Below are 25385 nucleotides of genomic sequence, written 5' to 3'. Positions count from 1 at the left end.
CCTTCGCGGCGGGCCCGCGCCCGATTGTGCATGCTGGCAGCGAACTTGCGCGCGATGCAGGGGACGATGTCTGAGGCAATCGGTACAGTAGTTCGGGTAAACGCAAACTTTTAACGAAAGGCGTGGCTATGACTCAGCCAGACATGAACCAGCTCATGCAGCAGGCACAGCAGATGCAGGCTCAGCTGCAGGAAGCACAACGCGAGATCGTTGCTTCCTCCGTAGAAGGCACCGCGGGCAACGGCCTGGTGTCCCTGACCCTGTCCGGCGGCGGCGAGGTTCAGAACCTCACCCTGAAACCAGAGGTCGTCGATCCAGAGGACGTTGAAACGCTGCAGGACCTCATCGTGGGCGCATTCCAGGATGCCAACAAGAAGCTACAGGCGCTTGCCGAGGAAAAGATGGGACCTCTGTCCCAGGGCCTGAACGGCATGGGTTTCTAATTGTTCGAAGGACCGCTGCAGGACGTCATCGACGAGTTCTCGCGCCTGCCCGGCATCGGCCCCAAAAGTGCGCAGCGCATTGCACTGCACCTCATGGAGGTCGAATCGGAAGACCTACGGCGCTTCCAAGAGGCATTGGGTAGGTTGCAAGACGGGGTGGCGTTCTGCCGTATCTGTCACAACATCTCGCAAGAGGACATCTGCCGGATCTGCGCGGATTCCTCGCGCGATAAATCCATCATTTGCGTGGTGGAAGAGTCCAAGGACATACAAGTCATCGAGCGCACGGCCGAATACCGCGGGCGCTACCACGTGCTCGGCGGAGCCTTGGACCCGCTGGCAGGGGTTGGGCCAAAAGAACTTAATGTGACGCCGCTGGTCCAAAGAATCGGTGGTGTTCTCAATGACGTGGCTCGCCCGGGAGAGGGCGAAGAGGTGGTCTACGATCCCGCTCCTGAGATCGAGGAAGTGATCATCGCCACCGATCCCAATACCGAAGGCGAGGCAACGGCCAGTTACCTCGGCAGGTTACTCAAGGACTTCCCGGGCTTGAAAGTCACCCGCTTGGCCTCGGGGATTCCGATGGGTGGCGACTTGGAGTTCGTTGACGAACTCACGCTGTCGCGCGCATTCGCTGGGCGCACGGCGCTGGGTTAGTACGGTACTGAGTTTGTTCGGTACTGAGTTAGTTCGGGTCGGGGTTAGTTGAGCACTGGGCTAGTTGGGGTTTGGGCTAGTTCGGCACTGGGCTAGTTGGGGTTTGGGCTCGTTGGACACTGGGCTAGTTCGGCACTGGTGCGAACAGACACACGGACATGCGCGCGCAGATACGAGCAAACGCGAACACATAGGAGCTGACGTGGGCAGACACGAGCAAGTGCATAGACACCAACAGCAGAAGGGCTAAATGAAACGGAAAACTATTATTCGATCGGCAGTGTGGGCGCAAGTGTTTGGCACCGCGGGTGTGCTGCACTTTGTGAAGCCCGAAGTGTTCGACGACTTAGTGCCTGAGGAACTGCCCGGGTCCCGCCGTGATTGGACCATCGGAAGTGGAGTGGTGGAACTGGGTTTGGCCGGTTTGATCGGCGGGCTCACCATCGCTGCAACGACGGGGAAGAACGTCTCGCGTCAGCGCTCTGCCCAGCGCACCCTGAACCAGGTGGTGGGGCCGGCCACCGCACTGTTCCTGTTGGGAGTGTGGCCGGGGAACATCAAGATGGCGTGGGATTATCGAAACAAGCCCGCACTGGCGAAGGGGATCGCGTTGGCACGTGTGCCAGCTCAGATTCCAATGATGCGCAGCGTTGCGCGGCTGGGACTTGACCGTTCTCACGGTGACGTCCGAGTTCATGATTGAGACAGGACAGTTGCGTGCTGGGAGAGTGTTCGCGACGTGCACTGCGGCGGCGTCCCAATCGTCGGTCAGGGCTGCTCTAATCTGCAGAGATCGGTAAGCTCGGTTGGTCGATGCGACGGTGGGGTTAAGTAGCAAAAGAGTCCGCAGCCCCTTCTGCTACTTAACCCGTTAAGTTCGTCTGGACACTTGGTGTAGCCACGCAAGCATAGGAGTGCGGGCGGGTAGGGTATACAACAGCGGGCGGCTTGAAAGGCATGGAGTTAGATCATTTTGTCTTCTTGCCTGAGTAGACAGTTAGAAGGAAAACGCCAAGAGTCCCCAGGGCAGTGGAGCCTGCGAACCGTGACCAGTCTAAACTCTCATCCCACCCAACAGCATCTCGAAACAGAACATACGCTCCAATGGTCAGGATCATGATAATCCACCTGATTAGGAACTTTCTCAGTTTTTCCATTCCATCGGTCCCTTTCATTCTGCTTAGAACACCGAGCGCTTACCAGCTACCTCGGCACTGCCAACCCCAGTATGCGAACATTCCAGCCAGAGCAGCAGCGTTTCTCTCGACAACTTTTGCTATGGTACGTCCAGTTTCTTTCATGGTTTGAGCTCTGTTGAGATTGGTCACGATTCGCTCGGGAGAAGCTTATTTAGAGAACTTCTTCATGTTGTCTAGTCTTCCTGCCCCTAATGGGACTATCGGGGAAAATGCTCTCATCTCGAATGGTCTTTCCTAACCAACCCACTCCACCCCGACTAACCCAGGCGCTCCCGACGCAGTTTCGCCACCCCGACTAACCCAGGCGCTCCCGGCGCAGTTTCGCTACCTCGCGGTCCAGCTGCACGCCGAATCCGCTTTCCACGGCAGGTAGCTCCGAGATAGTGATGCCCATCGCGGCAGCTAGCAGTGCATCGGCCAACTGGGGGTTGCGTGCCAGCACCGGGCCGTGCATGTACGTGGCCACCACGGATCCCTGTACGGCACCCTCGGCTTTGATCTGCGGCTCTACCTCGTGGGATCCCAATCCCACTCCGCGCGCCGCGTGCTCATCGGAATTACCCGTGCCCTTCGTCAAACGACCCAGCGGTGTGGCATCTTTGCCCAAGATCGTGGCACCCATGTGATTGGCGAAGCCCGTCAGCGGTTCAGATAGCTGGCTGGTCACGGGATGGTGCGGATCCGCGAGTGGGGTGGAAGCGATCTCCCCGATCATGCGCTTTTCTAGGGCGGACGTGGTGGCGTCGATCAAACCAAGACCATCAACCATACGATCCGAAGCCCGGAAGGACTGGCCGAATACCTGCAAGCCAGCGCAAATGGCCAGCACCGGGCGGCCAGCCTTGACGGCGCGGGCAATACCACCATCGGCGATGAGGTGCTCCGCGGCGAGGATCTGCGCGGTGTCCTCGCCACCACCTACCGTGTACAGGTCCAAGGATTCCGGGACGGCCTGGCCCAGCTTGATCGGGACAATCTCCGCGGTAATGCCGCGCAGGCGTGCGCGCTGGCGCAGCACGAGGGCATTGCCATCATCGCCGTATGTTCCCAACACATCGGGAAGGATCAGCCCGATGTGCAGCTGGGCTTTATTATCGCGCCCATCGGCGTAGATATCGCTCATCGTCGCTTACTCCTTCGTGGTGGGGTGGTCGGTGGTGGGGGTGGTGGGGCGAGTGTGGTCGGTGGTGGGTTCGGCGTTCGGGTGGTGGTTGGCCTCGTGAGCGTGATCCCCGCTGGGGCCGGCTGCGGGGTCCGCTGCGGGATCGGCGGGGGTAGTGTTAGTCGCCCTAGGGTCGGTCTCCGGGGAATCAATCACCGCGCCCTCGCGATCCAGCACGCGCTTCAGATCGCGGAAAGCCGTGTAGTTGGCCAGTACTTCCACGCGCCCGGGCGGGCATTGCTTGATGGCCTCAACCGTATCTTTCACCAGATCGTGCACCACGGAGGCATAACCCAAGCGCACAGCCAAGTCCGTACCGCGCTCGCCCGCAGCAACTACGTACTGGCTTTCGAACTTCTCGAACTTCACGTCCCACAGCCACGATAGGTCCTGGCCGTCAGCCACCTGGCCATTCACGCTAATCACAAGACTATCGGCGGTGCGATCCACCATGGATAGCGCTTCTTGCCAGCCTGCGGGGTTCTTGGCCAGCATCAGCCGCACTTGGTGCGCGCCGAATTGAACGGTGGAGTAGCGGCCGGCGACGTTATCAACCCGCTCGATCTGCTCGATCGCCCGATCTACCTGCACTGCCGGGTTCAGTTCCAGCGCACCCACCAATGCTTGCAGGGCGTTACCGCGGTTGGCGGCGCCAGGCAGCTTCAGGTTCAGTGGGCGCAGCTGGCTATCGGGGCCACGCAGTCCCTCGTCGGTGACGGTCCACTGCGGGGTGGGCCGGCGGAATTCGCGCCCATCGGGCAGCTTCTTGGTGGCGTACCATTCTTGGCCGTCCTGGATGATGGAACCACCCGTGCGCGGGCAGCTGGTGGAATCGCCTACCCAGCCGGCCCCTGCGGAAACCCACACGACGTTGGGGCTATCCCAGGCCACGGAGGTCACCTGAACATCATCGCAGTTCGCCACCACGGTCATGGAAGGCCGCGCCTCCACGCACGCGCGCAGGGCCCGTTCGATCTTGTTAATTTCCCCTACACGATCCAGCTGGTCGCGCGATAGGTTCAGCAGCACCAGCACGTCCGCGTCCAGCTTCTCGGCGATGGCGGGTACATGCAGTTCGTCTACTTCCAAGATCACGTGCTCAGCATCCCGGCTAGAGAGCAATGCGCTGATCACACCAGCATCCATGTTGTCGCCACCCTCGTTGGTGCACACACTTCCGGTAGTACGCACGGCGGCGGTCATCATGCGTGTGGTGGTGGATTTACCGTTGGTGCCGGTGATGAGAGCCACTGGGCGTTGGCCGCCTAGGTTAGCCAGCAGGTTCGGGTCGATAGCCCCGGCAATGAGGCCTCCGATCATGCCGCCCGCGCCGCGTCCCGTTTTCCGAGATGCCCACGTTGCCGCATCAGCTGCTGCGGTTGCCACCCGGGATCGCAAGCTCATTCGTCCGCGTCCCTTACCGGTTCGAGGTGATTCTGCTCTATTCACCCCAACCACGTTACTGCATGGTTCGGGTGACTTTGAGCACCCTTACCGGTTGTTCGCCGACCTCTGGTTTCGTTGGCCGCCGCTGCCGCGCCTTTTACCTCGACGCCTCGCTCCCCGCACCTTCGTCACTCCTACAACGGACGAACTGCGCGAAGGCGAGCTCCACCCGCGCGTATTCGGACGGACCCCAGCCCCAGGGCGCTGGGGCTTGTCCTCTAACTGCCCGGGCTGCACGTCTTCGAGGAGCGCTAGGAAATCCGTGTCGTTAACTAGCGGTATCCCTTTGCGATCCGCGTGCATCGCCTTGCCCCGCAGCTCGTGGTTGGTGTTACACACCACCAACGAGCTGCGGCGATTCAGCTTCTCCGAGTACACCAATCCCTCGCGCACTGCCGTGGCGATGAGGACATCGGGGTCCATCGCGACATCGGGGCTGATCACAAACTCCATGCCCTGCACCAGCTGCCCACCGCTGGGCAGCTGGCCGGGGTTCACGTGCGGCCGCGGGGCATTCGCAGCATCGACACGGATGGAGCTGCGCTGCAGACCGAATTGGTCGGCCGTGAGCTCCCCGGGGTTGATCTCCGCGATATCTCCACCATCAGCCGCGGCCACCTGCAATTGCATGAGCAACAGCGCTGTAACCAAGCGGGCGTCGGCTTCCATGAGGTCGATGGGATTCGTGCGACCGCGCTCTTGGGATGCCTTCGCCCCCAGCTCAGGCAAGGTAGAGGCGGGCAGGGTGGCGTCGTCCCTTCCCAAACGATCCACGTAGGCGGCCGTTACCGCCCGGATACGCGAGTCGAAGCACACCAGCGATTGTCGCCGCGAGGTGGCCAGCGTATCGATGATGCGAGTAGGCGCCGGCAGCGCGATTTTCGGCGGGGGATTGGACTGCCCGCGTCCACGGCCACGACCACCCCGACCGCGTCGCGAACGGTTGAGCGTGCGTTGGGCGCGTTTGAACTCCTGCATGATGAATCCCCACGTCATCGCGCATTGGTGCAGCACCACAGTGCGGCCGTCGAGGGCCAGGAACACGGAGTCGGTGGAGTTGGTGAAGCTCGGCTCCTGGGCCACGTCCCCGGTATGGAAACCGTGCAAATGCCACGGACCGATGTCCTCGCCCGGGTTGAAACGCAATGTCACCGCCGCGACCTCTTCGCCCGGGGCATCCGCATTGGTGCTGGGGCCGTAGAATACCAACGATGCCGCGATCAGGCGGGACGTGGTGGGGTGGATGCCCGAGGTCGATATTTCCAGCGTGACGAACGGTGCGGCTTCCTTGGTCGGGATCTCACCGTGACGTTTGTGCTCGGAGGAGCGGTTGGGGCCTGTGGACGAGGGAGCTTCGGCCGCTCGGCGGGAGGCCTGCGCGCTGCGCTTGGCCGCGAGATTCTGCGCAGCGGTTTGCGCATCTATTGGCCCGCCAGCGCGACGGGTGACGCGACGGCGAACGCGCCGCCGTGGCCCAGGGGTGTTATTTCCTCCGTTGTTCGCGTGGTTGTGTCCGCCGGGGGTGCCGTTGTTGGCGTGGTTGTTCCCGCCGGGCGTGCCGTTGTTCGCGTGGTTGCTCCCACCGGGCGTGCCGTTGTTCGCGTGGTTGTGTCCGCCGGGCGTGCCGTGACGAGCCGGCTGGCGCGATCCCGGGTTCGCCTGCGACTCGTGATCATTCATAGTTAGCGATGTTACGTTGACCGCCGGACATTACCGAATCAACCCCGCGTGGCGGATCCGCCACCGAAAAAGGGGCGCTTAATGGGGGCCAACCAGTGCGCTACACCGCAGGCTGCGCGCCGCGGTTGACTGCGGACGTGATCGCTTTGAGGGAGGCGTAAGTAATAGAGCCTGCAATGCCCACGCCCCACACCTTGGTCCCGTTAACGTCAGCCAGAACGTACGCGGCGGCCTCCGCATCATCACCCGAGGTACGCGCGTGCTGCGTGTACTCCTGAACTTCCACATCTACTCCCAGGGATTCCAGTGCGTTGCAGTACGCTGCCACCGGGCCGTTGCCACGCCCCTGCAGGGTTTGCTGTTCACCCTTGTAGATAACCTGCGCGGTCACCTTGGCTTCCTCACCTTCGCTCTGGCCGCCGTCCACGGTTAGGGAAATGGCCTCCAGCGGGTTCTCCCGGTCCAGGTATTCGCCGGCGAAGATATCCCACATTGCCTTGGTGTTGATTTCGCCTCCTTCGGCATCGGTCACGGCCTGTACAACCGAGGAAAATTCCACCTGCATCGGTCGCGGCAGATCCATGCCGTGATCAGTCTTCATGATGTAGGCCACGCCGCCCTTACCTGACTGACTGTTCACACGAATGACGGCCTCGTAAGTACGGCCCACATCCTTCGGGTCGATGGGCAGGTACGGTACTTCCCAGGTCTGCTTCCGGAATTCTTCGTCGGAAATGTCCTGAGGCCTAGCGCCTGGTTTGACCGCATTCGCGAGGGCGTCGATACCCTTGTTAATGGCATCCTGGTGTGACCCCGAGAACGCAGTGAACACCAAGTCGCCGCCGTATGGGTGGCGTTCTGGCACCCGCAGCTGGTTGCAGTACTCTACTGTGCGGCGGATCTGGTCGATGTCGCTGAAATCAATTTGTGGGTCGACGCCCTGGGTCAGCATGTTCAGGCCCAGCGTTACCAGGCATACGTTGCCCGTGCGCTCGCCGTTGCCGAACAGACAGCCTTCGATGCGATCAGCTCCAGCCATGTAACCCAGCTCGGCGGTTGCCACACCCGTACCACGGTCGTTGTGCGGGTGCAGGGACAGGATGATGGAATCGCGCCGGGCCAGGTTGCGGTGCATCCATTCGATGGAATCGGCGTACACGTTTGGCGTGATCATCTCCACTGTCGAAGGCAGGTTGATGATGACGGGGTTTTCTGGAGTGGGATCCAGCACCTCAATGACGGCATCGCACACTTCCTTGGCGTAGGCGACTTCCGTGCCGGTGTAGGACTCTGGGGAGTATTCCCAGCGCCAATTGGTATCTGGGTAGTCCTTCGCCACTTCTTTAACCAGATGCGCGGCATCGGTAGCCAGCTGCTTGATGGCTTCCTTGTCCTTCCGGAAGACTACGCGGCGCTGCAGCTTGGATGTGGAGTTGTAGAAGTGGACGATGACGTTTTTCGCTCCGGAGCAGGCTTCGAAGGTGCGGCGAATCAGGTGCTCGCGGGCCTGGACCAAAACCTGGATGGTTACGTCGTCCGGGATCATGTTGTTTTCGATGATCTCACGGACGAAGTTGAAATCAGTTTGGGAAGCCGAGGGGAATCCCACCTCAATTTCTTTGTAACCCATTTGCACCAGCAGTTCGAACATGCGGCGCTTACGTTCCGGGCTCATAGGATCAATCAGAGCTTGATTACCATCGCGCAGGTCCACAGCGCACCACTGCGGTGCACGGTCGATGATCTTGTCCGGCCAAGTGCGGTCGGGCAGGGTGATGTGCTCCACCTCTTCATGGAATGGCATGTAGCGACCGGAAGGCATGGTGGAGTTGCGCTGTTTGTTCCATGCGGGTTGATCGCTGGGGGTGGCACCGTTTGGTGTGGTGATCTGGGCGGGAGCGGAAATGAAAGTATCGTTCGTGGACATGTTGAAATCCCTTCCTTATGGGTTGGTTCCAGCTAATCACCGTTGCGCGATGGCTGGAGCGTTTTAACGAATGTGCGGGGGCGAAAGCGGTGTGGGAAAGCCTAGGGAACCGGTTTAATTCCGGCAGAGGTGCCGCTGTAGTTGCCGTGGCGGCTTTTCCGGTGTTTGGCTTTCGTCGTTCCCCGATGGTCGGCTGGGACGCACAACGAAGTGCGATGTCATCCGCGGAAGGGGCCGACCGAAACCCACTCTCGGCTTCCACCTGAGATTCGCCCTGCAGGGGAGCGGTGGAAAAGGAGGGTCAAACGTTACGAGGTCCCGCCGCGGCTCATAAGGAGCAGTAGCTGGAAAGTCATGGGTTCCATGTTAGCGGTATCTCACAGCGTGGCACAACCTAATTGAGAGTTCTCATATGGTGAGACTGATTTGAGGGTATTGGGTAGGGGGGTGTTGCCCTTGGGGGCCGAGTTGCTGTGAGTAGCATTAGAAATCACTTACAGAACTGGTTGCTATAGATGTGCTGTAGCCGATAGTGTTAAGTCGACTTTCCCTATTGTGCGCTGGGGATTGGATGAGTATAAACGCGCGTTAAGGAAACCATCGTGTTCGAAAAGCTAACTAAGAAGAAGCTGGCGGCTGTATTTGCGCTGCTGTCCAGCCTCGCGGTGGTCGTTGGGATGGTGCAGCCGACGGCATCGTCGGTAGACTCCCCCTTCACCGTTGTTGTGGGGGATGCGGCCTCTGTGGCGACCAATTCAACGGCTCAGTTCCCTGTGACCATCACCTGTCGACAGGCTGGTGGATGTGCCGGTGCCACCATTAATCTCTCTCGGCCTGTCTTGACCAATAATGGGATGACCTACCAACTGCAGGGCCCCATGGTCATCGGTCTAACGTCGGGAGCAAACCCGGCGATTACCTACACCACCAGTGGGCTTGCCGGGGATACCCCTTCGATGACGTTCACCCGTCTGGACCAAAACCAGTCGCAGGTGTTTAACGTGTCTTGGCAGACCACTGAAAACCGAATCATTCCTGGCACCTACACCATGGACTGGTCGGGAGTGTGGGCTGCCCACAACTACAACACGTCGGGGCGCTCCAGCGTTGCGGTAACAGGTACTCCCAAGGTCAACCTGGCCAAGAGTGATGTCACCAATAACGGTCCGGTCTATGATGGCTCATTCCGCCAATTCCAGCTGAGTTGGTTCCGTGAAAAGAACGGCACTGGAATTACCGGTGTAACTACTGAACTGGTGGATCAGCTTCCTCCGGAGTACACCTTCAAGGGATTCACCGAGACCGGTATCGGCGGTGACATGTTATTCCGTAACCTGCAGGGGCAGGGCGAGGGCACAGTCTACTTCTACGATGCCACGACCCACACCGTGCGTATTCGCATCACCGAATCGGTTGACCGGTATATCGCGCAGAAAAACACGGTCTACTCGAGGATTCGATACAACGTCCAAGTCGCCCCAGCCACGACCGCTAACTTGGCGGACAACTCCAAGATCACAAACACGGTCATCGCAACCACCCCAACCTCTTTGGACGGGAAACCAGTAACCGTCAATCCGTCTAGCGTATCTTTGACATATAAGAAAGCGCGCCCGGGGCTTTACTCGAAGGCACGTGTTGGTAGCGAGTACTCCACTACTACCACCGATATCGGCTTGGCTGATACAACCGGTCAGACAGATCCGGGATCGACGTTGGGGTGGACGCTTTCGGCAACCAATCCAGGTTCGGACCCTCGTACGCTGACGATCTCAGATACCACGTCCTGGGGTGCGACTGTGCCAGTCGGAAAGGACGGCACTCCATCCAACTACCACTATCTGACGAACATTTCTCTGAACCCAGTTCAGTACAACGACGGACCCGTAAACTATCCATCGCGTGTCATTGGCTACAGCGCTGATGGAACGCAGAAGTCCTACACCGTGGCAGCCGGATCTCCCTTGTCGATTCCTGAATCCGACAAGATCATCCGATTCGATGTCATCGTAGATAACTTGCGTCCGGTAGACGCGGTACCGAACACTGCCAACAATGGCGTTCTTACCGTCAACGTCAAGAAGAAATACCGTATCGAAACCAATCAGATCGTTGCGGCTAACAATGGCACGTCCGGCACAATTCGCTTGAATAACACGGCGACCTTCACGATCGATGGGTCTGCCCCTGTGAAGTCGTCGGCGTTCTTTACGCTTTTCGGGCGCCTGCCGGCACCTAGCGGGAAGGTTCAGGCTCTCAATGCGACTAACCTGCACCGTGGGGAGACCTTCTTGGCGAATGCTTCAGTTTTCGCGGGTGCGGAAGGCGGACCTTCGCGCCCGGAGGCTTTCTTATCTCTTCCTCCCGGATTCGAACTGGCGCAGCCAGAATTCCGACCAGGCCGCGATCAAGCTCAGTGTGCGAGCGCAGCTGGTGATTGGGCATTCGAGAGGATGCCAGATAAGTACGGCGGTCAAGTGTGGAGAATCTACCTCAAGGATTCAAATCAGTCCCTCAAACCGGTTGTCGGTGCCCCTAATGACTGCTTCCAGCTTGCCATCAAGGCAACTAATGCTCGCGCGGGCACGTATGACAAGGGGCCAATGACGGATCCTAAGCACACAATTCAGCTGTGGGTTCATGAACAACCAGACCCAGGACAGACGAATAAGCTGTCCCACCCTGGCGTTAATATTCCGGATTCCTACGACGTTAATTCGGACAGTAACACTGCGGGTCAGTGGCGTAATGCCGGAACCCCGGTTGCTGTCTCCTCCACCACTAGCCTCGGTGTGACTAAGCGAGCGCTGGGGGATCTGGATAAAGGGAACCCGACCACCTATATTCCCGGTGGCAACCAACAAACTTCATTGGCACAAAAGACCGTAAACTTCACGGTGACTGCGTCCACCACGGGCAGTACGCCAGTCAACGGCATGGTTTTGTACGACCTGTTGCCATCGGGCAAAAACTCTGGAACCGATCACGTCAACCTTGTTGATGGATTGACCAATGCAGACAACATCCACGTGACATTTGAGCCCAAGCTATCGGGTCCAGTAACTGCGTCTGGACACAACGAGAACGTCACCGTTTTCTACTCGACTGCGGCCAACCCGTGCCGCCCGGAGCTCGGAAGTGCCACCGGGACCTCCACCAATAGCTTCCCGACTTGCCAGACTTTTAACGAGCGCAACGAGTGGTCTACCACCCTGCCTGCAGACCCCTCCACTGTGACCGCGATCCGCATTCAGTTCAACACCACTGTTTTCGGGGAATTTGACTTCAACATTCCGATGAACATGCCCACAAAGGGGTTGGATAACCAGCCTCTGGGTACTGACGACGTGGCAACGAACCGCACCGCTGTGGCCGGTAAAACGGAAAGTGGCGCACCTATTCCATTCGTGGGCCCTGCGTACGCACGCGTGACTCCTTGGGGTGAATTGCTGCTCGACAAATCCACGATCATTAAGAACAAAAACTATGATGAAACCACGAAGGCCCCAGTTGTCCGCCGAGGTGACGAATTCCTCTGGGTTATCGAAGCACAGGCTAATCCAAAGGGAGTTGCTGTACCTGACCCAACAGTGATTGACCAGCTGCCAGCGGGTGTGGAAGTCCTCGGGGTCTCCAACGACGCGCCATATGCCACGACCGGCAGCGCTGACATCGGTGACGGGACCGTTACATGGAAACCTGGTGATCTGACGCCCGGCGGCGATAAGGCATACCTCTATCTGCGCGTAAAGGCGACTATCTGCGCGTAAAGGCGACGGGCAGTGCAGGGCAGTCTAACTTCACGTACTACGAGGATCCAAACGATCCAGAAAAGTACAAGCCGGCATGCACCCCTGGTGAGGGATCAGAGGAACCGAAGGCAGGTTGTGATGTCAACACGGTGTATATCGATGCCGGTAACGCGCAAGTAAGCGGTAAGTACTTCACCGATGTTGATCACAGCAACACGCAAATCGATGGGGATGGATCTCTCGAAGGGAAAACTGTCATCCTTTACGAAGTTGGGGAAGACGGCGCCCTGAAGAAGGTATCCGAGACAACCACGGGTAAAGACGGCGGCTACTCGTTTAAGGATCTGCCCGCTGGAGACTACCGTGTCGGATTCTTGAAACCAGAGAGCGCTGATTTCGCCTCGCCCAATATCGGCGGCGATGAGACCAAGGATTCTGATGTAACGGAAAACCGTGAAGAAGATGGCGTCGGCAGCGTGGGCCTTGTTGAGAAATTCACGTTGGCCGAAGGTGGAAGCAAGTCCAACGTCGATGCGGGCGTTCAGGGTAAGGCTTCGATTTCTGGTCTTGTATTCATGGACACCAATGGCGACGGCCAACGCGCTGAGGAACCCTCTCTGGTTAAGGATGTCACCATCCACTTGCTGGATTCCACTGGTTCACCAGCTACCGATGCTGCTGGGCAACCAGTTGCGCCGATTACCACTGGAGAAGAGGGGACATACTCCTTCGAAAACCTGTGGCCAGGCGAGTACAAGGTAAAGGCAACCCTCCCGGATGGAGCAACCTACACGTACTCTACGAAGGTTGCCACGCCAGATCAGATTGGCGATCCCGATTACAACGATGGCGCTGGTCCGTTTAGCGATAACCCCGGTGTAACGGATTCGTTTACCGCGGCGGAAGGCCGGAACCCCAACGTTGACTTTGCTGTACAGTCATTTGCCGGCATCGGTGGCGTGGTTTTTATCGACGCCAATGGTGACGGACAGTCGAAGGATGACAAACCTGCACAGAATGTGGCGGTCGAAGCTTATGTCGTTGTAGACGGAAAGCCCAAAAAGGTAGCGGAGACCACCACGAATGAAGAAGGTAAGTACACCTTTGAAAAGCTGGTGCCAGGGTCCTATACCACGCGAGTGGTGAAGCCCGAGGGATACCTAGGGTTCTCGCCACAAGTTGAAAACGCTTCTACCAGTACTGATGATGGTTCTGACGCTGACGGCGAAGGTAACATTGCCTTCGGAGCCATTGCACCGGGTAATACGGAGCATCAGCGCGGAGATGCAGGATTGGTGCAGCCGTCTTCGTTGTCCGGTGAGGCTTTCTACGATGACAACAACGATGGCGTCCGCTCCGACGACGAAGCATTGAACCCAGGGCCGGTTACGGTCAAGGTATTCCGCGTTGGTACGACTGATCCGATCGCCACCACAGAGGTGAAAGACGGTAAGTGGAATATCGATAACATCGCGCCTGGCGAGTACTTCATTCAGGTAATTAACCCTGGCAAGGCTCGCTTTAGCTCCTTAGCAGAAACGTACCCAACTACGGGCACGGAAGCTGAGAAACTGGTTCAGGAGAAGTTCAACGATGTGGTCGAAGCTGAAGGCGAAGGTGGTATCACCAAGAACTTCGTCGTCGCCGGTGGCCAGTCCTACCCGCACATTGACACGGGTGTTGTACGCCTGCAGGCTGTTGATGGCCATGTTTGGGAAGACACAAATGGCAATGGTGAGTGGGAAGACGGTGAAAAGCCCCTTGAAGGGATCACTGTTAATTTGACCCTGGCCAATGGTCAAGAGCGCACCATGAAGACAGATGGCAAGGGGTACTACCGTTTCGACGGTGTTTCTCTGGGGCAGGCGACCATCACGGTCGTCAGGCCGGATGGTACGAAGTTCACGCGTCAGGCAAACACCGATACGAGCTTCGAAAAGCTTATTGTCGAGAAACTCTCAGATGTATCGCCGACCGAAGGAACCGTTACGTTTGAGGTGAAGGGTTACACAGATCCCAACACTCCAAATAACACGGACGTGGTGAACATCGATGCTGGTCTGGTACCATTATCCAGCGTTTCGGGTGAGGTATTCAACGACCTCAACCGCGACGGAAGCCGCGGTGACAATGAGACGCCACGAGAGAACATAAAGGTCACGCTGTATCGCTCTGGCACAAATGATGTTATTGGCGAGGCTACAACTGGACCTGATGGCAGGTACACCATCGATAACGTACCTCCAGGGGAGTACTACGTTGGATTCACTGCCCCAGACGGAACTAAGTTCACGAAGATTCCGGCTGATAAGGGCACCGATGGCGTGGTCGGAACCGATGGCAATGACGCGGGAGAAAACGGGCAGACAGCCCCCTTCCGGGTTGTACCGGGTGTTGTTACCACCAATATCGACGCCGGCCTGGTTGTCGGTGCCAACATTTCCGGCTTGGCGTGGAAGGACCTCAACAATGACGGCAGACGTAATGATGACGAAAAGTCAGAGGACAGTCTGTTCGCCAATGCCCCAATCACGTTGTACAACGGGGCTGGTGATGTCGTAGATACCCGCTTGACCGGTACAGATGGAACCTACGAGTTCGTCAATGTGCCAGCCGGCGAAGGTTACTACCTGAAGGTGGAGCTGAAAGGTTCTGCAGTTTCGTTCCCAGCATCCAACGATTTGGCGGATAAGGATCACAATAACTTTGACGTCAAGGGTGTACAGGGGGGAACGACTGGTGAGAGCGCTAAGTTTACCGTTGTTGCCGGCGAAGACCACACGGATATCGACTTGGGTACTGTTCCTAAGGCCGGTGTTGCAGGTACGGTCTTCGAGGATCTGAACCGGGACGGAAAGCAGGATGACGGCGAGTCCGGCATCGCGGACGTCCCCGTTGAAATCCGCAAGGTCGATACCGACGAGTTAGTTGCTACCGTGAAGACGGATGAGTTCGGTAACTGGTCTACGGACGAGATCTTGGCGAACACGAAGTACTATGCCGCGTTCCCAACCTTGGACGGCAAGAAGATCACGCAGAAGTTGCCGGAAGCCAATAATGAGTTGGCTAAGGCCGGATACAACGATGCGAACCCAACGGACGGTCGCACTGAAACTTTCCAGGTGAATCCGGATAGTAAGTTCGACAACATCGACGCTGGTTACATCGTCAATGGTGGCATCAGTGGCCTTGCGTTCAATGATGCTAACAACGACGGCAAGCGCGGAACGGGTGAAGAACCGTACAGGGGATTCACCGTTATTCTGCTGGATAACACCGGAAGTGAAGTAGAGCGCACCACGACTGATGAGAAGGGTGCGTACCGCTTCCCGCGTGTTGTTCCAGGTGATTACACCGTGAAGTTTGAGCCACCGGCTTCGCTCCCGGGCCAGTTCACCAGCGGAACCTCGACAGACATCGAAGAGCTGAACATCTCGGATGTGAACGGGGAAGGCGTTACCACGAAGATCACGGTCGGATTGGGCGATACCGTTCCACATGTGGACGCGGGATTTGTCCAGCATGCCTCGATCTCGGGTATTGCCTTCGTGGATAACGACGGTGATAGCAAGAGCACGGGTGCGAGCGATTCACGCTTAGAAGGTGTGAAGGTTGTTCTGTACCGCGTTGAGGAAAACGGTGACATCACCCGAGTGCCGGGCCGCGAGGTCACAACCGGTCCGGATGGTGCCTATAGCTTCGACGGTGTGGTTCCAGGGAACTACCGCGTTCGATTCGTCAACGAAGTACTCGATAACGAGGCCGTCGTTGCGAAGGATGCCGACGCAGATGGTGGTTCCGACATCAACACCGATGGGTTCACAGACACCATTGAGGTGAAGCCTGCAATTGCATACAACAATGTGGATGCTGGTTACGTGACGACCGGCAATATCTCCGGCATGGTGTGGGATGACAACAACGGCGACGGGTTCCGCCACGACAATGAGCTTGGACGTGCGGGCGCTACCGTAACCCTGCTCAGCAGCGCGGGTGAAGTGATCGCTCAGACCACTACGGATTCCAATGGTAGGTACTCGTTCAATGATCAGCCCGCGGGCGACTACATCGTTCAGGTGGAACCAATCGAAGGGTTGGTATTCGCGCCAAAGAAGGGCGATGAAGCCATTACGGCCGGTCGACTCTCTGATGTGGATCAGTCTTCAGGACAGACCCAGGTGTTCCACCTGAGCGCAGGCAAGAATGTCAACAATGTTGATGGCGGCGTCGTCCCAACAACATCCATCAGCGGTCTGGCCTTCTACGACCAGAACGGCGATGGAGCGAAGGATGGAGATTCTCGTCGCGAAGGCGTGACGGTCATCCTGCGCGACGAGTCCGGCGCGCCAGTGGGAGAAACGAAGACCGATCCTTCCGGTAACTACGAGTTCACCAACGTACCGGTGGGTAAGTACACAGTGGAGTTCCAGAACTTCAACGGCGAAAAATTCTCGCCACGGGGTGTGGATTCCAAGGTGGACGGTAAGGGCCACGTGCCAGTTGTTCTCACCCCAGGCAATCCGGTGACCGGTATTGATGCGGGCTATGTAACCACTGCCCAGATTTCGGGGCTGGCATTTATCGATGCGAATTATGACGGGCAATACGGAACCTCGGCGTACCCGAACATCATTCCGGTGGAGGGCACTACCGTGGAGCTGCTTGATGCGCAGGGCAACTCGTTGCCAGAACCTCGAGTGGTAACCGTTGGCGCCGATGGTCGCTACACCTTCAACGTGGTTCCAGGAGAGTATCGCGTTCTGTTCCGCGATCCGTCCGGTCAGCCGATCACCAAGACAGTGGGCGATCCAAGCAAGATCCAGGAAGCTGGTAAGAACGACGCGGACGAAACAACCGGACAGACCGCGCCATTTACCGTCGCTGCTGGGGACGTTGTAAAGAACGTGGATGGTGGCTTCCGCTCCGCCACGTACATCAGCGGCCACACTTTCACGGATGTGGACGGCGACAAGCTGAAGATCAATGAACCCGCCTTAGGCGGGGTCAAGGTTGAGCTGCGGGATGAAAACGGTGAAGTGGTGAAGACCACAACCACCGATTCTGCGGGCAACTACCGCTTCGACGATGTACTGCCCGGTAAGTACACAGTTCACTTCCCATCGGAGGATGGAAAGCGATTCAGTGGTGGCGATTCGAAGGTGGATACAGACGGCAACGTTGCTGTGAATATCACCCCAGAGATGAGCCGCGTTGGCAAGGGCGTAACCGGCGTGGACGCGGGTTACAAGGTCGATACCGGCGCTATCAAGGGCACCGTCTTCTGGGACGATGAACGCGATGGTGTGTACGGCCCAGGTGACGAGTTGTACCAGGATCCGAAGGTCAGCGTTATCGGAGTAGGCGGCGTGCCGTTCGAAGGCACGGTCGCCGATGGCAAGTTCGACTTCCCGAACCTGCCAGTTGGCAAGTACACCGTGGTCATTGAGGCTAATAACGAGCGAATTGTTCGTGAGGTTGAGGTGACGGCGAATGATGTGGTCACGGTTGATGTTCCGCTTGAGCGGGATCCGGAACCGAGTGAGCCTTCGGAGCCGAGTGAGCCGAGCCAGCCTTCGGAACCTTCGGAACCGAGCGAACCGTCTGAACCGAGCGAACCGTCTGAACCGAGTGAACCGTCGGAGCCGAGCGAGCCTTCGGAACCGAGCGAGCCTTCGGATACGACGGAACCTGTTCCGGATCCGAAGTTCGATATCAGTGGTCGACTGTGGCACGACGAGGATCGCAACGCGATCGTTGATGGTGATGAAAAGGGCCTGGAGGGTGTGACCGTTGAACTGTGGGATGCTTCGGGCAAGGTCATCGCTACGACGAAGACGGATGCCGATGGTAAGTACGTGTTCAAGGACGTTCCAACGGGTGATTACGAGGTCGTAGTACCAAGGGAAGCCCAGGATCTGGACATCGTGAACTCTGCCGTGGACGGCAATAACGATGGTGACAACTGGGTTGTCAAGGTGAGCTCGAATGGCGAGAGCGAGGTAACGGGCGTGGACTTCGGTTTCGACCGAGACAAGCCAGCTCCGAGCGAGCCAAGTGAGCCGTCGGAGCCATCGACTCCAAGTGAGCCGTCGGAGCCGTCGAGTCCGAGCGAGCCAAGTGAGCCTTCGGAACCTTCGGAACCGTCGACTCCGAGCGAGCCAAATGAGCCGTCGACTCCGAGCGAATCGACTGAGCCCACGAAGCCCGGCAAACCAACGGATCCGTCCGATCCGTCCAAACCGGGTGTTCCAACGGACACCACCACGCCAGGCGATAAGCCGAAGCCAGGTGGCCCGGTGGATACGAGTGGCGGCGGTCATCCGCCGGTACAACCCGGTGGTAGCCCGAATGACATCGTTGGTGGTGTCACGGGTGGCCAAGGCGAAACCCCACCAGCGATGGCGCAGAACGCGCCACAGCGTGTCGTTGGTGGGCTGGCAAATACCGGTGTCAACATTGTTGGCGTACTGGTTGCAGCCTTGATCGCTACGACCTTGGGCGTTTACCTTGTCGCTAGCCGCAGGGAGGAGCGGGAAAGCTAAACCAGCGTTGATATTCCATCAGCGCAGGTGGCGCTAGCCTCCTCCGCCTGAGAATCCCCCGAGCGTGGGCTCACCCAGCCCAGGCCCGGGGGATTCGTCTGTCTGAAAAGCGCGTTAGCTAGGCGCGGGCCCGAGGTCAACTATTGACAGGTGTTGGTGCGGGATTGTAGGTGCTTTAGCCAAGCGCGGGCCCGAGGGGTTGGTCGACCTCGCGCAGGAGAGCGCTAGACGCGTCCCATTTGTAGCGTCTGCCTCTGCCTCATTTCGATTCACTGCTGACTTCTTCTCGATGCCACTCGATGCGTGATTTGCAGAGCGAGATGGCCGTTGGAGCGCAGGTTTTGTGCGTTTCGTTCTGCTTTGTGGGTGCGTGGGGCGTGGGTTGGGTGTGGGTGCGTGATGTGCAGAGTGAGATGGCCGTTGGAGCGCAGGTTTTGTGCGTTTCGTTCTGCTTTGTGGGTGCGTGGGGCGTGGGGCGTGGGTGGGAGTGCTTGGGGTGTGGATGTGTGGGGCGGCCCGGGGCAGCGCGGGACAGCTGGAAAAGGATCCCCCTTCGTAAAGTGAACATAAAATGTCGAACACTTTTGCGTAACAAATGTTATTGACGGCCAAAAATAAGCAGTTCAACCCCGTTTTCTAGAATTCTTACCCCACCCCTTGCGCACTAAAGTGTTCAACAGTAATCTGGCCCCGCAAAGCAGCTCTCCAGGTTCGCTCAAGGAGTTTACGGGGTGTTCAGCACGGTACTCCCGGCAAACGCTCCGAAGCGGGCCAGTTCCGTCAAGCCCCGCCCGGTTCGGAGGTTGCTGCTGATCAACAGTCAGAAGGCATCCTATACACCCCAGAAGGAGAGCACGAGTGTCACGGCATTCAAAGAGGGCCCCCGCGATCGGGCTAGGTCTCGCCGCCGCGTTGTTATCCACATCAGTGGTCGGGTGTGGTGTAAAGGAAAACAATGCCCAAACACCGGAGGAAACCCAGCGGGCCCTCACACACTGTGGCACTGATCCCCAAAACGGCCAGAACGTTGCCCAATCGGCGCCGGGGCAGGATCACCCCGACGAGGCCACAACGGACCGATCCAACACGAGCCTACGCATTGATGCCCCGAACGCATTCGCCATCGCCACCCCTGACCCATCGGCAACCTACGTGGGCTGTCGCGTGCTGGCCCAGGGAGGGACCGCCGCCGATGCCACCTTCGCTGCACAGATGATGCTGGGGTTAACTGAACCCCAATCGTCGGGCCCAGGTGGAGGCGCCATTTCGGTGTATTACAGCGCTGAAGAGAACAAACTATTTTCTTTCGACGGCACCGTAAACGCACCTACAGAGGATACGAACAATCCAGATCACGCTGGTGCCGTCGCGCGGGTGGGCGTACCTCGGACACTCGAACTGATGCGCGCGCTGCATAAGGACCACGGAAAACTCGATAAGCACGAGCTGCTTCAACCCGTCATCGATCGAGCAACTGCGGGATTCACTCCGTCAACCCGGTTACGCGAGGCAGTGGATAGTCGGCCTGAATTGTTTACGTCTACCCACACGCAGCACCTAGACTACCTTCGCACATTGGGGAACGCGGGTGATGGTGCCCGCGTCACCAATCTTGCATACGCCGAAACCATCCGGCGGATCGCGTCCGGGGAATCCATCTTGGATGTCGGGGATAGTGCTCGCGATAGTCTCGTCGCGCAAATCGGTGAGCAAACGCTGGATCTGCAACGCGCGGAGGATTCGGCGTCGTCCAAAAAAACCAAAAAAGAAGACCGGGTAAGCCAGCAGAAAACCCTTATTGGTGACTGGTCGGCGGCGGAGGAACAGCAGGCTACGACTCGTGCCGATGAGGCGACCTGTACCGACTACCGCGGCAAACAAGTATGCGGCAATTCGTCGCCCGCCACCGGCAGTGTGTTTGTGACCCAGGCACTCAACATTATTTCTCACCTGCCAGAAAACAAGGTTTCTGGAAATTCTTTTTTCTCGACGCCCACCGCGAAGCCGAACTCGAACAGCTCTAGTGGGACGGTAAACGGTGATGGTGTTTCTGTGAATCGTGAGCTGCTATCGGAAGTTCAGCGTGTAGTAATGGCCAATGCCAACACGTACATGGGGGATCCGCGGACTGCGCCCAGGGTTGCTGAAGAATATGTGAAAGCCATCGTCCGAAATGGTGACCGGGCGGGTAAGGATGCGGAGGACATCCTCAACAACCGAGTAAAAAAGGAGCCCGAGCCGCACAAGCTCACCGATGCGGCGGGGGATTACAACGACTTTGAAGAAGATGGCACATCGCAGATCTCTGTGAAGGATCGTTACGGCAATGTCGCCAGTACGACTACGACTTTGCAAAAGAACTTCGGAGCGGGGATTTTCATCCACGGGTTCTTCCTTAACAACAGTCTGGATAATTTTTCCTCGCAGCAGGCAGAAGGCGAACGAGCCAATACACGCCGGGCATCCGCACATCCCAAAACGATGATGGCGCCGCTGATTCTGGCCGATGGTGGGCGGGGCTTTGCAGCCTTGGGGTCCCCTGGCGGTTCAAAGATTCCTTCGTACGTTCTGAAATCGGTCATTGGGCTTGTGGATCTGCACCTTGATCCCACCGCAGCGGTTTTGCGACCAAATTACGGCGCGCTGACCCGGTCCAAGGTGTATGTGGAATCGGAGCCCCCGGAGGGGCCGGGCGCCCCGGGATCACAGGGGGCGCTGGAGCCTTCGGAGACCCCGCGAACCGGGAAAGACCACCCCGACGGCCGTCGTACTACTGCCAGCAACGACAACACTAAGGCCCGCCGCGTTACGGCTAAGGCGGATTCGGGAATAAGCATTGTTGCTACGACCGGCGATGCGCTGGAGGGGGCCGCTGATCCCAGGAGATCGGGATTAGTTCTTGGGGGGTCTAAAGATGCCTGACTGAACTTCAACCGTCGGACAGAGCCTCCGCCCGGCTTGGCTTCCCCAATCCGCCGAGTAAGCCCTAGAACATCCGGTGCCTTGCGCCTCCGATTTCTGTTTCTGACCTGCCCGCCCCGGTGCCCTGCGCCTCCGACTTTTGTTTCTGACCTGCCCGCCCCGGTGCCCTGCGCTTTCGACTTTTATTTCTGACCTGCCTGCCCCACGACTCTCAGAAGGAGTGCCCCATGTTCATCTTTTTCCTCCTGTCCCTCCTAGCCGTCATCGGCTTTGCTGTTTTCTTTCACCAGCGCGAGAAGGACCACAATGCGCGCCTCAATCGCCTGGACGTCAACGTTCATGTCAACGGGATTCGCGGGAAATCCACGGTCACCCGCATGCTCGGCGGTGTCATGAGGGCCGCTGGTGTTCCTAGCATTGCGAAAACTACCGGCACCTACGCTTGTGTCATTGATCCCGACGCCGACGAGCACCCGATCCGGCGCACTGGTCCGGCAAATATTGGTGAGCAGTTCAATTTCCTGCGTAAGTGGATTAGCCCCGAAGTCCGCGGGCTGGTCACGGAATGCATGGCGGTAAAGCCACGCTACCAGCTGATTTGCCAACGCGATATTCTCAAATCCCCAGTGTCGGTGATCACCAATGTCCGCCTTGATCACCAAGAAGAGATGGGGGACACCTTGGAAGAGATTGCACGCTCTTTGAGCAACACAATTCCTGTGAGGGGCGTCGTTGTGACAGGCGAACGAGACCCAGAATTGCGCCGTGTCATTGAAGAAGAGGCCATTAAACGCGAGTCCACGGTGGTGTTTGCTGACCCAAGCGAGCTGTCCCAATCCATGGTGAAGAAATTCAATTATCACCAGTTTGAAGAAAATGTCGCGGTTGCCTTGGCCGTCGCCGATGTGTTGGGCATCGACAGGGAGACGGCGTGCGAGGGAATGCTTTCGGCGAAACCGGATCCAGGAACCATTACTGTGACCGAGGCGGCGCTAAGCAGTGGCCACCAGCTGTACTGGATTCCCATGTTCGCAATTAACGATTGGGAATCCACAGTGAAGGTGTTCCGCTCCGTGGTGAAGGATACGCTTCCCGCGGACGCGGGCATCATCGTTGCGCTTAATAACCGCGAGGATCGTACTGACCGGGCCAAGATGTTCCTCGAACTGGTAGCCAATGAATTGCGGGATGAGGTCGATCGCATCGTTTTGTATGGAGAGCTCCAAGACGCTGTTTATCAAATGCTGCTTGATGAGGGATTCCCAGAAGAAGGCATCATCCGAACTAATGACATGGATGAGACAGCCAGTGGACGTGAACTCATCAATCGTGCCGTTGAAGGGTTGAATTACGACAAGGTTGCCATGTTCGGAATGGTCAATATCCACACCGAGCAAGTAACGCACATGCGCCGTTATGTCAATGCCCTTGTGGAAGGCCAAACAGGAAAGCTTGACTTGCTGGAGGAAGATCGGACGGGGAAGGTCAACGCGCTGGAGGCGGGGCAGACGGGAAAGGTCAACGCTTAAAATGAACGCCCTATACAAGGATTTCTTTAGTAACACAGAATTCACCGCTGCTTATATTCATCTGTCGTTTTTCTGTGGTTTAATCGTGGCTTACTTCTACTTCCGAAATAAGCAGATCGTAATTGGCGGAAGTCTCGGCATCGGCTACTTGGCCGCATCTTTGTACATGCCCTGGAAAGTCGCGTTTACAATTCTGGTCGCGTTCATTGCGCATACCATTATCCGCTACGGCGTTTTGAAAATATGGCTACCACGGCCACGGGTGATTTTCGCCATTGGTTTGTTGGTAGGTGTGTTCCTAGAAATAATTTGGCATCTTGTAAACACCTTCATCTTGGAGTCCAAACCGGAGGATCTGGGTTTGGCTGTCATTGGTGTGGTGATTCCCGGCATGCTGTGCAATTCCTTTATGAAACAGGGGCTTGGGAAAACCCTGCTGCCCGCATTGTGGTTGGTTCCTCTCAGCGCAGCTGCGGGCCTCATGCTGGCATTTCTTTCTCAATCGTGGCTTGGGACGGAGATTGAAGAGGAGCTGTTCGAAAGCGGTGGCGACAACACTTCCTTCATTCTCATGGCCGCAGCTTCCGTGTGCATTGCGCTGTTCATCCAGGAAGGTCCACTCAAACGTCTCGGGTGGCGAACTGGTGGTTACGTGTCAGCAGGATTCCTTGCGGTGGCGGTATTCAACATCAACTACCTCTGGGTGCTGTTGTTTTCCACAGCGGTGGTGTACACGGCGGGGAGGATCTTCTTTTCGGGTGTCCCGCTGTTCGGTAAGCACCGTTTCCTTCTGCTGTGCCTGTTTTCCTTTACATTCGTAACGTTAAGTGAATATGTGTTGATGCGCTATTTCAACGGTTACTTCTACCGGTTGGAGAACCTAGTCTTTTGTATTTTGCCGGCAGTCATCGCCAATGATCTACTGCATCACGGATTTAAACGAACCCTTCCAGGTATGGCTGCTGCTTCCGGAAGTATCGCGGCAGTAGCTTCGGTGATCGCGATGGCGTGAGTCGACGGATTGTCTACACGGTGCGCGGGGGGCTCGCGACGCACAGCGGGCAAGGCGGGGAGTAGGGAAGCCCCGCTCGCCGCGCTGCAAAAATATGACAAGGTCAACTCCTGATGGATGCCGGATAAACGTTTCAGCCTAGCTACGATACGTTTCGGTTAGCCCTGCCGAGTTGTCGGGCGGTTTGGCGGATGGAATAACTCTGATCCGGGCAGAATCTGATGTATACCCGGTCGAACGTGGCTAACTAGGCACCCCGCGGTTAGTGATGTAGTTCCGCAACGCACTCTAAATCGTGAAGAGCCCGTTTACGTCGCAGTCGTTGCGCGATGTCATCGCACAAAGAATCACCATATCAAGGATTGCTTGTGCATACCGACCAGGGATTTCAGCACCAGCATTCCAGCTGGCGCACACTCATCACGGGTATCGGCGGCACACAGTCGATGTCGAGGAAAAGAAACTGTTACGACAATGCGGTGATAGAAAACTTCTTCGGGCACCTCAAGTCGGAGATGTACCACGCAATTGATGAATACATCCGTTGGTACAACCATGAACGCATCCAGGACAGACTCAAGGGCCTGACTCCGATGCAACACCGGAACCCAACCCTGGAGCCTCGAATTAAACCAGTCCAACTTTCGGGGGCCCGTTCAAGCATGGGAGGCTTTTGAATTCGTCTTGTCTTATTTTTTCTGTTTCAGAACCTGCAGTGCGGTAAGTAGGATCCCTAAGAATATTAGGGACCCGATGCCCCACGTGGCTGCGTTCCATTGGATGACGTTGAAAACTGCGAGCAGGGCAAGCAGCGCGATAAGTACGATGAGCGTTGTCCCTGCTGTGCGCTGTTGCTGTGTATTCAAGAGTTTGAACTCCTTATATTATCGGCATTGCGCTCCGCGCACCGTACCGGCCCAGGTGGTTTCAATGAGTAGGCGCTTGTTGTTGTTGCAGATTCCACCATTTGCTCCGACCCATGCTGACGCTGATGCCACTATAGTCTCTGCTAGGCCACATCCAATTCCTTCTGTTGCACCACAGATAGTTGTTGCGAGGGCAGCAGATCCTCCAGCTACTAGGACTTGTTGTTCTTTGGGGGTGAACTCGATCC

General features: G+C 57.5%; 12 protein-coding genes and 1 pseudogene. 9 read left to right on the top strand and 4 right to left on the bottom strand.

What is annotated here, in order from left to right; genetic code table 11:
- Window positions 1-128: 128 nt before the first annotated feature.
- The 3 genes from CAURIC_RS10415 (at window position 129) to CAURIC_RS10405 (ending at window position 1803) form a co-directional block, all read left to right on the top strand.
- The gene (locus tag CAURIC_RS10415; RefSeq protein ID WP_035115198.1) at window positions 129-443 is read left to right on the top strand and encodes a YbaB/EbfC family nucleoid-associated protein; all 315 of its coding nucleotides are present in this window, start codon (window positions 129-131) and stop codon (window positions 441-443) included.
- On the top strand, window positions 444-1100 hold the full coding sequence (locus tag CAURIC_RS10410) for a recombination mediator RecR (RefSeq protein ID WP_035115196.1): 657 nt from the start codon (window positions 444-446) through the stop codon (window positions 1098-1100).
- 250 nt (window positions 1101-1350) lie between these two features.
- The gene (locus CAURIC_RS10405) at window positions 1351-1803 is read left to right on the top strand and encodes a DoxX family protein (RefSeq protein ID WP_052095111.1); all 453 of its coding nucleotides are present in this window, start codon (window positions 1351-1353) and stop codon (window positions 1801-1803) included.
- A gap of 791 nt (window positions 1804-2594) precedes the next feature.
- Here the strand turns inward: CAURIC_RS10405 and CAURIC_RS10400 are convergent.
- The 4 genes from CAURIC_RS10400 to leuA all read right to left on the bottom strand — a co-directional run bounded on the left by CAURIC_RS10400 (window position 2595) and on the right by leuA (window position 8514).
- Entirely contained in the window at window positions 2595-3422 is an 828-nt protein-coding gene (locus CAURIC_RS10400; protein WP_070434545.1) for a type 1 glutamine amidotransferase, read from the bottom strand.
- Between the two features lie 6 nt (window positions 3423-3428).
- Complete coding sequence (locus CAURIC_RS10395) at window positions 3429-4865, bottom strand: MurT ligase domain-containing protein (protein ID WP_235700799.1); 1437 nt, start codon at window positions 4863-4865, stop codon at window positions 3429-3431.
- A gap of 87 nt (window positions 4866-4952) precedes the next feature.
- Window positions 4953-6587, bottom strand: a complete 1635-nt coding sequence (locus CAURIC_RS10390) for a hypothetical protein (protein WP_052095110.1) — start codon at window positions 6585-6587, stop codon at window positions 4953-4955.
- Between the two features lie 100 nt (window positions 6588-6687).
- Window positions 6688-8514, bottom strand: a complete 1827-nt coding sequence (gene leuA, locus CAURIC_RS10385; protein ID WP_290182767.1) for a 2-isopropylmalate synthase — start codon at window positions 8512-8514, stop codon at window positions 6688-6690.
- Window positions 8515-9116: 602 nt separating this feature from the next.
- Between leuA and CAURIC_RS10380 the strand changes: the two genes are divergently transcribed.
- The 6 genes and pseudogenes from CAURIC_RS10380 to CAURIC_RS10355 form a co-directional block, all read left to right on the top strand.
- Complete coding sequence (locus CAURIC_RS10380) at window positions 9117-12284, top strand: hypothetical protein (protein WP_035115190.1); 3168 nt, start codon at window positions 9117-9119, stop codon at window positions 12282-12284.
- A gap of 131 nt (window positions 12285-12415) precedes the next feature.
- Window positions 12416-18808 carry an SdrD B-like domain-containing protein gene (locus tag CAURIC_RS10375; RefSeq protein WP_290182766.1) on the top strand — a complete coding sequence of 2131 codons (6393 nt, stop codon included), beginning with the start codon at window positions 12416-12418 and terminating at the stop codon, window positions 18806-18808.
- An 858-nt stretch (window positions 18809-19666) separates the two neighbouring features.
- Entirely contained in the window at window positions 19667-21730 is a 2064-nt protein-coding gene (locus CAURIC_RS10370) for a gamma-glutamyltransferase (protein ID WP_282940507.1), read from the top strand.
- A 227-nt stretch (window positions 21731-21957) separates the two neighbouring features.
- Entirely contained in the window at window positions 21958-23259 is a 1302-nt protein-coding gene (pgsB, locus tag CAURIC_RS10365; protein ID WP_084588215.1) for a poly-gamma-glutamate synthase PgsB, read from the top strand.
- Between the two features lies 1 nt (window position 23260).
- Window positions 23261-24271: a poly-gamma-glutamate biosynthesis protein PgsC/CapC gene (locus tag CAURIC_RS10360; protein WP_035115180.1), complete on the top strand. Its 1011-nt coding sequence runs from the start codon at window positions 23261-23263 to the stop codon at window positions 24269-24271.
- Window positions 24272-24578: 307 nt separating this feature from the next.
- Window positions 24579-24948: pseudogene (locus CAURIC_RS10355) on the top strand (transposase); the annotation flags it as partial.
- Window positions 24949-25385: the final 437 nt, after the last annotated feature.

The sequence above is a fragment of the Corynebacterium auriscanis genome, from assembly GCF_030408435.1.
GTDB lineage: Bacteria > Actinomycetota > Actinomycetes > Mycobacteriales > Mycobacteriaceae > Corynebacterium > Corynebacterium auriscanis.
Note: the sequence above shows the minus strand (reverse complement) of the source record. Positions and strands in the feature narration are given on the sequence as shown.